12 protein-coding genes and 1 tRNA gene are annotated in these 14,832 nt (G+C 56.7%); 8 read left to right on the forward strand and 5 right to left on the reverse strand.

Features of this window, described 5'->3' with window-relative positions; translation table 11 throughout:
* Window positions 1-3: 3 nt before the first annotated feature.
* Both ectB and B4968_RS25975 read right to left on the reverse strand, forming a co-directional pair.
* A complete protein-coding gene (gene ectB / locus B4968_RS21560; protein ID WP_083101279.1) occupies window positions 4-1,290 on the reverse strand; it encodes a diaminobutyrate--2-oxoglutarate transaminase in 1,287 nt (428 codons plus the stop codon).
* A gap of 66 nt (window positions 1,291-1,356) precedes the next feature.
* Window positions 1,357-1,629: a GNAT family N-acetyltransferase gene (locus tag B4968_RS25975; RefSeq protein WP_338153334.1), complete on the reverse strand. Its 273-nt coding sequence runs from the start codon at window positions 1,627-1,629 to the stop codon at window positions 1,357-1,359.
* A 489-nt stretch (window positions 1,630-2,118) separates the two neighbouring features.
* On the opposite strand from B4968_RS25975, the gene B4968_RS21570 reads away from it, so the two are divergent.
* Window positions 2,119-2,601, forward strand: coding sequence for a MarR family winged helix-turn-helix transcriptional regulator (locus tag B4968_RS21570; protein ID WP_083101261.1), 483 nt, complete (start codon window positions 2,119-2,121; stop codon window positions 2,599-2,601).
* A gap of 129 nt (window positions 2,602-2,730) precedes the next feature.
* On the opposite strand, the gene B4968_RS21575 is transcribed toward B4968_RS21570, so the two are convergent.
* Complete coding sequence (locus B4968_RS21575; RefSeq protein WP_083101262.1) at window positions 2,731-3,108, reverse strand: carboxymuconolactone decarboxylase family protein; 378 nt, start codon at window positions 3,106-3,108, stop codon at window positions 2,731-2,733.
* An 848-nt stretch (window positions 3,109-3,956) separates the two neighbouring features.
* Between B4968_RS21575 and B4968_RS21585 the strand changes: the two genes are divergently transcribed.
* The 3 genes from B4968_RS21585 to B4968_RS21595 all read left to right on the forward strand — a co-directional run bounded on the left by B4968_RS21585 (window position 3,957) and on the right by B4968_RS21595 (window position 10,021).
* Window positions 3,957-6,260, forward strand: a complete 2,304-nt coding sequence (locus B4968_RS21585) for a Hint domain-containing protein (protein WP_083101264.1) — start codon at window positions 3,957-3,959, stop codon at window positions 6,258-6,260.
* A gap of 246 nt (window positions 6,261-6,506) precedes the next feature.
* On the forward strand, window positions 6,507-7,916 hold the full coding sequence (locus tag B4968_RS21590; RefSeq protein WP_083101280.1) for a sugar ABC transporter substrate-binding protein: 1,410 nt from the start codon (window positions 6,507-6,509) through the stop codon (window positions 7,914-7,916).
* Window positions 7,917-7,972: 56 nt separating this feature from the next.
* On the forward strand, window positions 7,973-10,021 hold the full coding sequence (locus B4968_RS21595; protein ID WP_161492635.1) for an ATP-binding protein: 2,049 nt from the start codon (window positions 7,973-7,975) through the stop codon (window positions 10,019-10,021).
* A gap of 663 nt (window positions 10,022-10,684) precedes the next feature.
* Here the strand turns inward: B4968_RS21595 and B4968_RS21600 are convergent.
* Window positions 10,685-10,758: transfer RNA gene (locus B4968_RS21600), tRNA-Gly, on the reverse strand.
* 507 nt (window positions 10,759-11,265) lie between these two features.
* On the opposite strand from B4968_RS21600, the gene B4968_RS21605 reads away from it, so the two are divergent.
* The 4 genes from B4968_RS21605 to B4968_RS21615 all read left to right on the forward strand — a co-directional run bounded on the left by B4968_RS21605 (window position 11,266) and on the right by B4968_RS21615 (window position 13,411).
* The gene (locus B4968_RS21605) at window positions 11,266-11,973 is read left to right on the forward strand and encodes a CbiX/SirB N-terminal domain-containing protein (protein ID WP_083101266.1); all 708 of its coding nucleotides are present in this window, start codon (window positions 11,266-11,268) and stop codon (window positions 11,971-11,973) included.
* Between the two features lie 43 nt (window positions 11,974-12,016).
* Window positions 12,017-12,433 (forward strand): hypothetical protein, encoded by a 417-nt coding sequence (locus tag B4968_RS23350; RefSeq protein WP_139792965.1) that lies wholly within the window; start codon window positions 12,017-12,019, stop codon window positions 12,431-12,433.
* Window positions 12,434-12,649: 216 nt separating this feature from the next.
* Window positions 12,650-12,838, forward strand: a complete 189-nt coding sequence (locus B4968_RS23355) for a helix-turn-helix transcriptional regulator (RefSeq protein ID WP_139792966.1) — start codon at window positions 12,650-12,652, stop codon at window positions 12,836-12,838.
* A 6-nt stretch (window positions 12,839-12,844) separates the two neighbouring features.
* The gene (locus tag B4968_RS21615; protein ID WP_083101268.1) at window positions 12,845-13,411 is read left to right on the forward strand and encodes a hypothetical protein; all 567 of its coding nucleotides are present in this window, start codon (window positions 12,845-12,847) and stop codon (window positions 13,409-13,411) included.
* On the opposite strand, the gene B4968_RS21620 is transcribed toward B4968_RS21615, so the two are convergent.
* Window positions 13,393-14,109, reverse strand: a complete 717-nt coding sequence (locus B4968_RS21620; RefSeq protein WP_139792967.1) for a hypothetical protein — start codon at window positions 14,107-14,109, stop codon at window positions 13,393-13,395. The two genes, B4968_RS21615 and B4968_RS21620, sit on opposite strands and share 19 nt — an antisense overlap.
* Window positions 14,110-14,832 lie beyond the last annotated feature (723 nt).

Here is a 14,832-nt window from a genome sequence, read left to right on the forward strand (position 1 = left end):
GCTCTACTCCGCTGCAAATTTATGGGCGCCGACCACATCATTTGCGGCGCTAATGAGAATATCGAGGCCGGCCTGGAGCGTTGCGTCCGGTGTTGTCAGCGGCGCAAGGATCTTGACGACCTGATCTTCTGACCCCGAGGTCTCGATGATCAGCCCTTGCTGAAAGGCGCGGCTGCAGATTTTGCTGGCCAGCGCGCCGCTGCCTACGTCAACGCCCCGCATCATGCCCCGGCCTTTTAGGCGCGCATTCGGCACCAGGTCTGCGAGGGTCTCAAGGCCCTGTTCGGTTATGTCAGCGCGGCGGGCGACATCTTGTTGAAATTCCGCGTCTGCCCAAAATTTCTCAATCGCGATGCGCGCGGTGACAAAGGCATGCGTGTTGCCCCGAAAGGTGCCGTTGTGCTCGGCCGGGCCCATGACATCATGTTCGGGCTTCACCAGCACCAACCCCATCGGCAGGCCATATCCAGAGATGGATTTGGCCAGTGTCACGATGTCAGGAGAGATCCCCATGTCCTCAAAGGAGAAAAAACCTCCCGTGCGGCCACAACCGGCCTGGATGTCATCGACAATCAACAGCGCGCCGGCCTCTTGTGCCAGTGCTGCAATCCGGCGCAGCCAGTCGGGGTTAGCAGCATTCAGGCCGCCCTCGCCCTGCACGGTCTCCAGCAGGATTGCAGCCGGGGCATCCATGCCGGACGAGCGGTCCTTTAGCATCGTTTCCAGAAAATCGGCGGTGTCGCAGGCCTGCCCAAGATAGCCATCATAGGGCATCCGCGTCACATTGTTGAGCGTCACCCCGGCGCCACAGCGATGGTAGCTGTTGCCTGTGGCTGCCAGGGCCCCCTGCGTGACACCGTGAAAGCCATTGGTGAAGGCAATAATGTTGCTGCGGACCGTCGATTTTCGGGCGATCTTCATCGCAGCTTCCACAGCATTGGCACCGGTTGGCCCAGTGAACATCACCTTGTGCGCCATTCCGCGCGGACGCAGGATCAACTGCTCAAACGTGTCGAGGAACTGCGCTTTGGTCGTCGTATGCATATCGAGACCATGCGCGATACCATCGGACTGCAGGTGCTCGATCAGGGCCTCCGTCATGTCAGGGTCATTGTGGCCATAGTTCAGCGAAGAGCATCCTGCGAGGAAATCAATGTAGCGCTGCCCGTCCTGCGCCACCATCTCGGACCCTTTGGCAGAGGTGAAAACTGTGTCGAACCCGCGGCAATAGCTGCGTGCGTCAGATTCCCGGCGGGTAAAAATGGCTTTGTCGGTCGAAGGCGTAAGCATAGGGTCTCTTTTGGATTTGTGAGAGGGCAGAGCGAAAAGGCAGGCAAAGGCTGAGGGGCGCATGGTTTACGCCGCAATCGCCAGTCGTTTTGACAGGGGGATCGTGACCAGGTTCTCGGTTTTGTGCCGCTGTTGGAAATGCAGCGCCTGTGTGTAGTAGGGCTGGATCTCCAGTTGGCTGTCCTGGAATTTGGCGAACCTGCGAAACAAGGCCCAGGAGGCCTCATTGTCGGCGGTGATGGTGGTTTGCAGCCGCGTGACGGCGTCACACTGGGACCGCTGCAGAATGGACTGCAGCATCATTTTCCCAAGCCCACGGCCGCGGGCCGCTTCCGCCACTGGCAACCTGCCAGACAAACAGCGTGTCGGGGGCATTGGGCATCACATAGGCTGACACCCAGCCGACCGTCTGCTGCGACAGTTCCGCAAGGCTGCAGGTGTCCGCAAAATGATCGCTCTGCAAAAGATTGCAGTACATTGAATTCTCATCCAGCGGCTTACAGGCGCGCACTAAATTCCAGATCTCGGGACCATCGGCGGCACTTGGCCTGCGAATGGTAGGATGCGCACTGCGCATGGGGTCCGTGGAGTGTTGCATAGTCGGCCTCTCCTGTCGCTTCGATTACCGAAGTACCAGAGCGCCGATTAAACTTCAACACTCAAAGCACCATGTGGCGAATAGTCCCAATATATGGCGCAGACTGTCGCAAAAATGGCCGTAAAGTGTCGCAAAATACCGCCGTTATGCTTAGTTACTCAAAGTAAATTGCGAATTGAATGCCGCTCATCGTGATTGTATGGTTTGATCTCTGAAGCAATGGAGGGTCTATGGACCGCATCGACAGTAGCCTGATCGCGCTGCGCCGTATTGTCCGCGCAACCGAGTTGTTCGGGCGCGAGATACGACAGGCCACAGGCGTTACCCCGGCTCAGTTCAGGGTTCTTCAGATTATCGCAGAGCAGGGTTTTGTGACGGCAAAAGCCATTTCGTGGCGCATGCAGGTCTCCCAGGGCACGGTAACATCGCTGGTAGATAAGCTGGTGCGCGATGGCCTTGCGTTGCGCGAAAAGTCCAGCCAGGACCGGCGCCAGATTCACATTTTGCTGACAGATGCTGCGCGGGTTGTGCTGGCCGAGGCGCCGGACCCGTTGCAGCAACGTTTCGTGCGAAAATTCGCGGCAATGGATGACTGGGAACAGGCATTGCGGGTTGCCGGCCTGGAACGGGTCGCCGCGATGCTGGACGCAGAAGGCCTGGATGCCTCCCCTGTCCTGGCGACTGGCGATATTCGCCCGCCGACAGAAACCTGACACCCAGACCAGGCCGCACATACAGGCCACACATAGAGGTCAATACCTACACCCTACCCGCATCCACGCCCTGCCCGCGTTCATGGCCTGCCCGTTTGCAAGGTCTGCCCGTTTCCAGGGTTTGCGGTGTTACTGGTCGAACACTTTTTTCGCCGCTCGAAAACACTCCAGGGCCTGCGGCACACCGCAATAGATGCCAATCACATGAATAATGGCGCGGATTTCTTCCTTGCTGACCCCGTTGTTGACCGCGCCACGGCAGTGGGTTTCCCACTCCTGCATTTTCCCCAGCGCCCCAATCATGGACAGGTTCATCATGCTGCGGGTTTTGGCATCAATCACATCATCGCCCCAGCCGAACCCCCAACACCACGCGGTCATCGCCTCCTGAAAGGGGCGCGTGAAATCATCAGCCTCCGCGAGGTTCTTTTCCACATATTCCGCGCCCAGGGTTTCTTTGCGCTTCTCAAGGCCCTTGAGGAACAACTCCTCGCTAAAATCACTCATGCTCTATCCTTTTGCGTATTTGCAGTCGGCCCGGGCTGCGCCCGTTTAGCCAGATCAGGTTTACGGTAGCCTCCCTGAAGGCCGCTGTCAGAGGAATTTGATCCTGGCATCTGTGCCTTGGGTGACAAAGCCGGCTGAGGGCGGCGAGGCCAGAACCGGTTCTCCTACACTTTTGCGCGGTTTTTGTAGCGATTCGTGCACCTAAGGTTTCTATCAGTGAAACAGTCCGGCCCGATTGCAGGTATTGGATGTCTATTGGCGACGGCCACCCAGATGTGCCGGGAAGAGGTCAGGCCTGATCAGCCTATTGCTGCTGTTGCCAGATTGGGAACAACCGTGCGTCGAAAATCATGCTTTTGTTTCCATTTCAGCAAAGATCCCGGCCTGACGATACATTTGAGAGCTCTCTGTAAACAGTGGCCTTTCTGCGATTTATGCTGCGGCAGCCAGCCACAGGGGTCATTGCGGTTGCAGACGACTTTATTAAAACTTCTGAAGGTTTTTTCGCTTTGTTGAGTCAACTGCTTAAGGTATTCATTAACCTGCCCATTTGGGGGGTGAAATTTCTCTGGTCTGTTTTTGAGACGGTGAAGCGCTAGATATTTTGCGCGACGTGGACTGCCTTCACGTTTGTTCCAGTCTCAGGAATAGCCTGACCTGTACGACCGCTGTCGGGGCCTGCGCAGTTTTGCGCCCGTTCCATGGCGGCTTGAGGTCACGTAGAATACCTCTCTCCTTTTTTGGGATCTGAATATGGGCCGTGTTCCTGCGGTGGAATTGATATTCGGATTTGGTGCTTTGGTTCCGGGGGCGGGTCAGAGCGTCTGAATGCCGATGAGGAGAACGAGATGGCTGCTAATTTTGACAACCCGTATTCGGCCAATCTGGTTGGCCTTTGGGATTTTCGTGACGGACAGTTGAACGATGATACGGGGCTGGACGACGGAATTGCTCAGGACGGCGTCCCAACAGGTGGGATGACCTTTGCCGGCGGCTGGATGCTGAGCAATGGCTCCACCAGCCAGTTTGCTGTGCCAGGGGACAACGACGACCCCTTTGACCTGTCGACAGGGTCGCTCATCACATCCTTCCGGTCCAACGCGCGTCCCGGTGACGGCGAACAAACGGTCGTGAGCCGCGGGCTTGCCACCGAAGGCGATGCCGATGGTGAGAGTTTTGTGGTGCGGGTGACCGATACCGGTGGTGTGCACCTGAGCCATGCCGATGGCGGCAACACAGTGGATCTGGAAACGCCCTCTGGCTTTTTCGATTTGGGAGACGTGGTCACAGTCACCTATGGCTGGAGCCCCGAGGGCGTCTCCATGGTGGTGGAAAACGTCACTCAGGGAACCAGCGTCACGACCAGTGACGGCACCGACGGGATGACCCTGGATGTGGCTGCTGGTGGCGAAGACAGCTTTGTCATTGCTGCCAATGGCGATGGCGGTGAAAGCTTCAACGGAGCGATCGACTTTGTTGCCGTGCTGGATGACAACGTTATTGATCCTGTTGGAGGGTTGAACGGTCTTGTCGAGGGCGGTGCCGGCGATGATTTGATCGACATCGACTATACTGGCGACCCTGAAGGCGACCGTATCGACAACGAGGATGCCATTAACCCCGCTGACGGCCCGAACGACGATACAGTCGAGGCCGGAGACGGAAACGACACGGTACTGGCTGGCCTAGGCAATGACACTGTCTACGGTGGCGACGGCTCCGACAGTGTAGAAGGTGGGACTGGCGATGATATCATTGACACCTCTTCCGGAGATCCGCTGCCTTTGCCGGACCGTGGATTTGATGGCTATACCGGCACCACGCCAAACATCCCGTTTGTCCCGGCAGACGCTGACCCCTTCAATGACCGCGACACAGTGCATGGCGGTGATGGCGACGATCTCATTCTCACCGGCGATGACAATGACCTGATTACCGGTGGTACAGGTGAGGATACGATTCTGGCCGGCATTGACGATGATACTGTCGATGGTGGTGCGGATGATGACATTATCACCGGTGGCGAAGGCTCTGACCTTTTGCAGGGCGGCAGCGGCAACGACACCCTCTATGGTGGTCTGGACCCGGCCTTTCCGGATGGGCTCAACATCACCGATGACGGCGCCGACGGACGGCCCGTTGATCCTGATCCCACCAATGGCATGGACACCATCGACGGCGGCGCCGGTGATGATTTGATCTATGGTCAGGATGACGACGACGTCCTCTCTGGCGGCGAAGGCGACGACACGATCGACGCGGGTATCGACGACGACGAGGTCACCGGCGGCATCGGCAATGACGTGATCACTGGCGGCCATGGTGCCGATACGCTGAGCGGCGGCGCCGACCGGGATCTGTTCATCGGCGGCAGCGATGGCGACGTGGTTGACGGTGGATCCACCGGCGATGATTTCGACACACTGGATCTGACCGGGATGAATTTTGAGATCGCCTCTCAGACGGCGGATCCCGATGGCAACAGCTATTCCGGTAGCATCAACCTGCTGGACGGATCTGACTCGGTGATTGGCACCATGTCCTACAGCGAGATCGAGCGGATCATTCCCTGCTTTACGCCAGGGACGCTGATTGCCACGCCCGAAGGCGAGCGCCGGGTCGAAGATCTGGCGGTCGGCGACCGCATCATCACCCGTGACAACGGTATCCAGGCCATTCGCTGGCTGGGCAGCCGCAGCCTTGCGGCAGCGGAACTGAAGGCGGCAGAGCATTTGCAGCCGATCCTGATCAGCGAAGGTGCCCTTGGCAATGGGCTGCCCGAGCGGGACATGATGGTCAGCCCCAACCACCGGGTGCTGGTCGCCAATGACAAAACCGCGCTGTATTTTGAGGACCGTGAGGTTCTGGTCGCAGCCAAACATCTGACCGGTCTTGCGGGTGTTGATGCGGTGGAGACCAGCTCGGTCACCTATATCCACTTTATGTTCGACCAACACGAGGTCGTGCTGTCGGATGGGGCCTGGACTGAAAGCTTCCAGCCTGGCGACCAAACCCTGCGCGGTCTTGATAATGCGCAGCGCAACGAGATTTTTGAGATCTTCCCGGAGCTGAAGTCAGCCCAGGGTCTGGAATCTTACAGCTCGGCACGCCGGTCGCTGAAACGTCACGAGGCCCGCCTGCTGATGCATTAAACCCGCATCGGGTTTATGGCTTGGCCGGGGCGCGTTGGGTCTTGGCCACCACAGCGAAACAAAGAAAACGTGGCGGGGCCGAAAGGCGCCGCCATTTTTGTGCGGCGCGGGGTGGTTTTGTTAGCGCTGGGCGATTTTTTCAGGCGCAGGGCCAGTCTACGGGCCAGTCTCAGGGCTGGTCCCCAGGTTAGTCTCCCAGTGTTTGTGTCCAAATCTGCCATCAATTTCTCTGGCGCAGGACCTTCTATGCTGCAGCCAGCGCCACTGCAGCAAAGCGCAGCAAAGTTGCATTTTCAAACTCAGTTTCCCGCCTCTGTGGCCACCACACTTGCGGCAACCACAATCTACTGGCTAACTGTACAGAGTTTTATTGAAGTTTTCAGAGGTCAGAAATGCGTTGCTCAGCTTTTATCTCGCTTTTCAGCACCTTGGTCTCCCCTTCTATCATCGGCAGCCGTTGGCCAGACAGAGCTAGACCTTTGGTACCACGGAGCGAGCAATCGTGCGGAACGGACTGAGATTGAGCGCATTGTCTCAGAGTTCAACAAGAGCCAACCTGACTGGCGCGTTGTCACCCAGAGCTTTTTTGAACAAGGCTATAACAGTTCGGTTGTCGCCTCGGCTGCACGCGGGCACCTGCCCGATATTGTAGATGTAGACCTGCCCGTGCTGCCGAATTGGGTATGGTTGGGATATCTTCAGCCGCTGCCAGTCAACGCCTCTGCGATCAAAGACTTCCTCCCATCCACTGTGGGTGTCTGGCAGGACGAACTCTACAGCCTTGGTTTGTGGGAAGCCGCGATAGCGCTGATTGCGCGGCGGTCTGTTTTGGAGCGTCACGGACTTCGCATACCCTCGCACAGCGCCCCCTGGACGTTTCAAGAATTTGACGAGGTTCTGATCTCGCTGCAGGCCTCTGGCGAATACCCGCATCCGCTGGATCTTGGGCTTGTGCAACGCGGCGAGTGGTACGCCTATGCATTTGGCGCCTTTCTGAACAGTTTTGGTGGCGACCTGATGGATCGGCAGAGCTACCTCACGGCGCAGGGGGCCTTAAACGGGGCGGCGGGTCTGGCATTTTGCCATTGGTGGCGCTCACTGTTTGAACGCGACCTCGTTGCGGGGCTGGAGCAGTCAGAGGCAGACCGCGATACCGGCTTCCTCGCTGGACGGTACGCCCTGCGTCTGTCAGGCAATTGGGATGCGCTTGAGATCCTGCAAAATTTCGGTGACGATATGCTGATCCTGCCGCCGCCAGATATGGGCGAAGGCCCGGTCATTGGGGCGGGAAGCTGGCAATTTGCTGTGTCGTCCTACTCTGATCACCCTGAAGGCGCCGCTGCCTTTATCAAATTTGCAGCGCAGTCCCGACACCTGATCGCCCTTTCAGATGCGCTTGGCATTATTCCCCCAACGGCAGACGCGGCTGAAAAATCCCGCTCCTACGGATCTGAGGGTCTACTTGCGCCATTTTACGATCTGGCGCGTGACTACGGCCGTATTCGTCCGCAATCACCTGGCTATGTGGTCGCAGCCAAAGTGTTCGAACGCGCATTGGTGGATATCGCGCTGGGGGCCGATGTCAAAGAAACTCTGGATGCAGCAGCGACAGACATCGACGCAGATATTGCGCGCAACAAGGGGTACCGAAATTGATGACCCGAAATTGCAAGAGATCTACACACCGGTTTTGGGCCTTTTGGGGCGCTGTTATGTCTTTCTGCGCGCTGCAATTCAGTGCAGCTTGCCCTGTCGGGGCAGATACGCTTCGCGTCGCCCAATATGAAAACCCGCCGACGATTTTTCGCAATAAGGACAATGTTCCATCAGGGTTCTGGCCTGAAATGACCGAAGCGGTGCTCGGAAATCTAGAGTATGATATTGAATACGTGGATTGCCTTTGGGCGGTCTGCCTCGAGATGCTTGAAGCCGGCGAGATAGATCTCATGCCGGATATCGCCTATACGGCGGAACGGGCCGGAAAGTTTCAGTTCGTCGAACAACCCTTGCTGTATAGCTGGTTCGCGATCGTTGTTGCGGCAAATGTCTCTTTTGAAACCCTGGACGACTTTGAGGGCAAGCGGATCGCCGTTCTGGCCAACAGCATTCAGGAACAGGGTATCACCGAACATCTGCGCCGGCAGGAGCAGCAGGCGCATCTGGTTTGGGCGTCCTCAATGGAAGGGGTGCTGGAGGCGGTTTCGCAAGGCGATGCTGACATAGGAATCGTCAACAGATTCATTGCCGCATCGGACACGCGCGATGAGAAAACAACCTATCTCGCGCAAATCCCGTTTGGCACCTACTCTTTGCACTTTGCGGCCTCGCCGGACATGGAGCTTGGTGTGGTGGATGCGATCAATCTGGAGGTGTTTCACCAACAGACGACCTTTCGCTCGGCCTTTCAACATGCGTCCCAGCGCTGGGCAACAATTGTGCCGCTGCCGCTGCCCTTTTGGGTTTTGGCGATGCTGGCGACAGCTCTGGCGTTTCTTGTTCTGGCAGGCGTATTCCTGTTTACCCTGCGGCGCCTCGTTGCCCGGCGGACGCGCAGCCTGGCCGTGGCTGTTGCTGATCTCGAGCATCAAATCGTCCGCAAGCAGGCCGAGGCCTACGCTGTAGAAGCGCAGAAGATGGATGCATTGGGGCGGATGGTCGGCGGTGTCGCGCATGACTTCAACAATTTGCTGGCTGTCATAATGGGCAATTTGGAATTGATGCCGGACAAATGTGATACAGATCCGGATTTTGCCGAGTTCCGCTCGGGCGCGATCAGGGCGACCAAACGCGGTGCCACGCTTGTGCGTGATCTGCTGTCCTTTGGCCGTCGCGCATCCCTGAGCCCACAGCTGATCGAGCCAATGGATGTTTTGCAAAACGTACACAAGATGATCGCAAGGGTCTTTCCGGCCAATATCACCCTTCGGGTTCCAGAGGCACCAGAGACCTGGATGGTCAAATTGGACCGCGGCCAACTGGAAAACGCTTTGTTGAATCTCGCCTTGAATGCAAAGGACGCCATGCCGCAGGGCGGCACGCTGACGATTTCATGTGCAAATGTCACCAGCCCGGGCACCGGGCCTGAAATTACTGAGCAAAAGCAGGTCCGCATCACAATCAGCGACACTGGTGTCGGCATGACCGAAGAGACCCGCGCAAAGGTGTGCGAGCCTTTTTTCACCACAAAAGAAGTCGGCAAGGGCTCTGGGATGGGGCTCGCGATGGTGCACGGCTTTGTCAAGCAGTCCAGCGGAGATCTTACGATCACCAGCGCGCCTGATGCGGGCACGACGATAGAATTGACGTTTCCGGCAGCGCAGGACGCAAGCCTGCAGGCAATAGCATCCGATACCGCCACCCCGCCGAAACTTGGTCGCGGGAAAATTCTGCTGATAGAGGACAATGAGATGTTGCTTCCGACGCTGTCTCGTCAGATTAAAACTCTTGGATACGATGTCGTTACCGCAACCTCCGGGCAAGAGGCGCTAAGCCATCTCGCCCGCGATCAGACCTTCGATCTGGTTATCAGCGATGTTGTAATGCCTGGCCCCATCCAGGGCACGGATGTTGCCAGAGCCGTCGATGCCCTGGACAGCAATATACCCGTTTTGCTGATTACAGGCTATGCAGGAGACGCTTTGGAAGATCTGGCAACATCCGGAAAATACAACGTCTTAACAAAACCTGTGTCGCAAAATGATCTCTCTGTCGCGATTCACCGCACGATTAGGGACGCCCAAGCAGCAGATACCGCCCCTTGACGACCCAACAACACCCCGGAGCATGTCAACAATCACAGCATGTTCAGCACAGAGTAGTTGCATGACAGCTGTCAGCAATCGGTTTTTTTCGGCTGATCTGGTTTGCCCCCCTGAATAGCCCCCATTCCAGATCGCCACCATCTCGGTTCGGATGGATGCGCCCTCTGGCCCCGTTTCAGGCATACGAGTATCGGTGATCTGACCCTCTGGATTCACTTCGAACACCGCATTGGCAAATGACGCACCAGGCTGTGACACCATACCATGCAAATCAGTCAATATGATACGCTGAGATCCATCAGTACGGTTGACCTGTCCGACGCGCAACATGTCAGTTAAAAACCAGCGCAGGACTTGCCCCTCCTGGCCACTACCCGCCATAGCAAATTAATAAAGAAAGTTAGGGCAACGCGCAGCTCCACAGCCTCAAGCCCCGCCCGTTTCAACTGCTCCGCCACAGTGATCTTTGACCGTTCCGCGTTAAACAGACCAGGGCACAAGCAGGCGCTGGTGAACACAAGCGCGGCGCGCGCCCATACGCAGGCGCTCGCCCTGTGTTTTCCGTCGCGCAGATCGACAAACTGTATGCCGTTTCAAGCGACAGTCAGAGTGGGGATCAAAATGCGCTACAAGGCGAATTATTCAATGTTTTCGGGGAAATACTGGAGCGGGCGGCGGGAATCGAACCCGCGTCATTAGCTTGGAAGGCTAAGGTCTTACCATTACACAACGCCCGCTCAACAGGTACATCTCATATTTGATAGCCATAGGGGCGTCAAGGCATGTAACGGGCGCTTCAGGTGAAATCTGGAGCTTTTTGCACATCACGCTTGAGGGGGTTCCCAGGCGTGAGGTAGCGCTTGGGGCCACCTGCCCGCCCGCTTCAGAAAAGGCCTGCAATGATCTGGATTCTGGCCTAGGTTTGAAGGGGCTTAACCAGGATTTCCCTGTGGAAAAATGTAGTTTTCGCAATTTTGTGGGCACCTTAGCCGTTCCAAAACCTGTGGCGCGACGGAGGAAGCAGAGCCATGTTGCTGGATCAGCAAGCCTGAATAGGGCGCGCCAGAGACGCGGGGATCAGACAGAGGGTGCAACGGCATATCAGCTTTGTTCAAAACCGGCTAAATTGGCTTCCACGCCCATCGCCGCCCCAGTATACACCCAAAGCATACCCACCAAAGCCTGCCCCAAAAGCGTGCCTTCCAGACCGGCGCTCTCAATCCAGAAAAGAAGTTACCCAGCCTATGCGCTCCGCCTCAAAAATCGTCGTTTTGACCGCCCATGGCCAACCCTCTGATCCCGAAGCCCCGGAACACTCTCTGGCGGCATGGGCACAACAGGTCGCGGGCTTCCTGCCAGACTGGGAGCTGCGCTCTGCGACACTGGCAACCCGGGATCGTCTAGAACAAGTGATGGCGGATGGCGCCCTCGTCTATCCGTTCTTCATGGCCAGCGGCTGGTTTACATCGCAGGTGCTGCCCCAGAGGCTGGGCGCGTTCCGGCATCGTATCCTCCCTCCCTTTGGTCAGGATCCACATCTGCCGCAGCTCACCAGTGAGATATTGCGCCATGAGATCAAGGCACAGGCAACAACAGCGGGGGCCGTGGCCAAGCCCGCGATACTCTTGGCGGCCCATGGGTCAGCACGCGGCCCAAAGGCCGCAGAGGCCACCGAGACCTTTGCCGCAGCCCTACGCCCGCTGATGCCAGACTGCGCCATATCAACCGGCTATGTGGAGCAATCTCCCACCATTGCCGAGGCGGCGGTAAAAATGCCCCAAGGCAGCCTCTGCCTGCCGTTCTTTGCCCAGTCCGGAGATCACGTGAAAGAGGACATTCCCGCAGCTCTTTTGGAGGCTGATTTTGGTGGAGGAACCCTGCCCGCCCTTGGAACCTTTCCAGCGATTGCACAGCTGATTTCGCAGGCCATCCTGCGCGGCGCGGCGCAATAAGGCGACGCGTCAGCCGCGACAGGCCAGGACCAGCCGCGACAGCGTGCTGGCGGGGTTCGCAATTTTGGTCAAAACCGGGTGTGAAATTTGTCTCTTTTCATATTATCGCGATTATCTCCTTATGACAGCGATTGAAGAGATTGACAAAAACTGGCTGCAACGCCACCTGAACGGAATGCGCGGTGCCAAGGCACAGCTATCGCGGGCAACAGGCATTTCACCGGATAAAATCAGCAAGATTTTGACGGGTACCCGCCTTGTTCAAGCAAGCGAGGCTCCGCGAATTTATAATTTCTTTTATCCAGGAATGACTCAATCTGCGTCAGACGCAGATCGAGAGTTGCTAGCACTATGGCATCAACTATCTCCGGCAGAGCGGGATTTCTTGCTAAAATCTGCAAAAGGTCTTCTCTCGCCTGTCCGGTTGGCTCCAAACCAATCTGGCTCAGAAGAGAAATAGCTTCTTTTTGGCACATAATTAAGTACGCTCTCAGTCTTTAAACAAGTCCTCCGGCCCGCCTAGATATCCAGGAACAGCCGGGAAAAATTCAGGACACCACAGGTCGCAATAGAGCGTCCCAAATTGAGGGTGTGGCAATGCAGCACTTTGTTGACAGGCCCGATCGCAGTCAACTATGACGACACATGCGTTGTAAATAAACACCGGTGAGCCGTTATGATGACCAGGGATATGATCGAACACTGGCGGGAGCTTATCACAGCGTCCGGTCGCGATCTCGGCCCCCTGTCAAAGGCGCTCGGCAAGGATCGCTCGTACCTTTCAGGGGTGCTGGCAGGTCGCACCAGCGACCCAGGTGTCTTCACATCAATGAAGCTTGCGACCGAGCTGGGTATCACCTTTTAAACCCTGATGCGTCGCGATGACACCCTGTCGCTGACCCCCGACCCGAACTACCAACTCGAAGTCAACAAACAGGCGTCACGCGTGTTGTCGGATGTGATGCGGGTGGCGCGCCAAAAGCTATATTTTGCAGACGAATTTACAAAAGGCACGCTTGGTGACAGCTTTGTGCCTCTGCTGTTGCGCTGGTGGCACCAACAGGGTGGCGTCCTTATCGGACACGAACAACTGCAAGAGCACTTTGACATCATCCGCAGCCCCGCCATCGCCGACCGCATGGTCGAGCCCTTTGAGGTGGGCGGCAAAAGTCTTGCCGCCCGCAAGCTCGGAACCACAAGCCCGGACGCCCTGAGAAAACTGGTTGAGACATTTGACGACGCCGCGCGCCTGGCCCTGGTGCAAAGCTACTATGAGGTCTCCACCACGGGAGAGACTGCTCTCTCCTCGCCGATCGGGGTCAGCATTCCCCTCCCCGAGAAGGTTGCACCGATCGAAGTTGAATATTTTCGACTGCAACTGCCAGTTGCCAGCCCCCGCGGAGACAAGTTTGTCCTGAGCTACTGCTTCCCAGCCTGACCCGATCCCGCCTGAGGCAAAAGGTATTCAGGGTTCCTGGAATAGAACGACGCCGCATCCAATAAATCAAACCGCGGGATTGCTACCAAATACTCGTTCGAGCTGCGCGTGGCCGGCGGATGGCTCCATTCCTGTGGTCCGATATATTGCCGGGTAAAGCCATAGCGGCTTGCCTTTCCGCTCATGACGTCCGGCTGGCGGACAAAGCCGTATATCCATTCGGGATGCCATTTCAAAAAACACAGCGCAAAAAGGAAATGAAAGATAAGCCTCCAGCACACGCTTCCATTGCGGCTCCCCTTCCGCAAAAACAACTCCCCGAGGTAGACGACTTTTCCAGTGATCTCCCGGCCTGCCACGGTCGAAAACCGTCCAACAGGGACGGATGATCCGTCACTATACAGACGCATATAGCTAGAGGCCCAATGCTGAGCCAGGCTGTCATCCCCAAGATCAAGGTGACGGGCGGCGACCCCTCCAATGTCCTGTCCTCCTTGCCTAAAGATCATTGAGAAGGCATCTGAAGAGCTGAAATCATGCCAATCCGGTGAAATCATCGGGTGATTAGGCGCTTTTCCGATTTTGGCCATTCGGCCCTCAAACGCCCGCAGATCAGACAGCACCTCCAATTCCAGACCATCGGATTTCAATTTCTTCAAGCAGGCATACGATAGATCAATTAGGTTCGATTCATGCAATTCAGCACCTCCGCAAAGTGTTCGTTTTGCCCTTTATGGGCGCATTAATCCCCACCGTGAAAAATCTACCATCCCCCCTGCCCCCTGTCTTCGAATTCATAAAAATCAAAGCCGCACCTTGAGGACCTGCCAGGGCAGCCCCGTCGCAGAGCCCAATTTGCGATTACAGCAACTCAGTACTCCGCAGGGCGTTGCTGCAATCGACCGCTGTCCCGCCGCCAACACCTACCCTGCTGCACGGGCCAAAATACAAATTTTAAAATGTTAATTCAGTAGATTGCCTGAATGTTTAAATCGCCCCCCAAACAGCTTTCACTTCCTTGAAAGACACCTACAAGGCTCGCCGCGTCCTGGCGCCACGCAGCCAGAACCCTTTTGAGACTTAAGCCACAGCCCTGGCCATCTTCGGTTTCCTGAAACGAAAGCAGGAATGGGCGCGTGAAGCACCGATACTTAGAAACCGCCAGTGCAGCTCGTGCCTGCAGCCTCGGCCTGTCCTGCAACAAAGCGCGAAAGATCTCGCACTGAAGAAAAACGACTTTGAAACGAGCAGACGTCTGAAGAGCTCAAACAAGAGCAATTGCAAGCGCGGGCAGCCCGTCTCGATGCGTGGCTGACTGGGTACTAAAATTCCGGCGCGCTGCTTTCCAGTTTGCAAGCAGGATCTTCCACCAAATGCGCCGCAGGAACGCATTACGGTCCAGGCCTCTATTGCTCGGCCGT

Origin of the sequence: Pseudophaeobacter leonis, from assembly GCF_002087335.1 — a bacterium.
Lineage (GTDB): Bacteria > Pseudomonadota > Alphaproteobacteria > Rhodobacterales > Rhodobacteraceae > Pseudophaeobacter > Pseudophaeobacter leonis.

Excerpts from the sequence above, each read along its gene's own strand:
- ectB (WP_083101279.1), bottom strand. The coding sequence starts at position 1,290 with ATGCTTACGCCTTCGACCGACAAAGCCATTTTTACCCGCCGGGAATCT.
- B4968_RS21570 (WP_083101261.1), top strand. The coding sequence starts at position 2,119 with ATGGACCGCATCGACAGTAGCCTGATCGCGCTGCGCCGTATTGTCCGC.
- B4968_RS21575 (WP_083101262.1), bottom strand. The coding sequence starts at position 3,108 with ATGAGTGATTTTAGCGAGGAGTTGTTCCTCAAGGGCCTTGAGAAGCGC.
- B4968_RS21585 (WP_083101264.1), top strand. The coding sequence starts at position 3,957 with ATGGCTGCTAATTTTGACAACCCGTATTCGGCCAATCTGGTTGGCCTT.
- B4968_RS21590 (WP_083101280.1), top strand. The coding sequence starts at position 6,507 with ATGCTGCAGCCAGCGCCACTGCAGCAAAGCGCAGCAAAGTTGCATTTT.
- B4968_RS21595 (WP_161492635.1), top strand. The coding sequence starts at position 7,973 with ATGTCTTTCTGCGCGCTGCAATTCAGTGCAGCTTGCCCTGTCGGGGCA.
- B4968_RS21605 (WP_083101266.1), top strand. The coding sequence starts at position 11,266 with ATGCGCTCCGCCTCAAAAATCGTCGTTTTGACCGCCCATGGCCAACCC.
- B4968_RS23355 (WP_139792966.1), top strand. The coding sequence starts at position 12,650 with ATGATGACCAGGGATATGATCGAACACTGGCGGGAGCTTATCACAGCG.
- B4968_RS21615 (WP_083101268.1), top strand. The coding sequence starts at position 12,845 with ATGCGTCGCGATGACACCCTGTCGCTGACCCCCGACCCGAACTACCAA.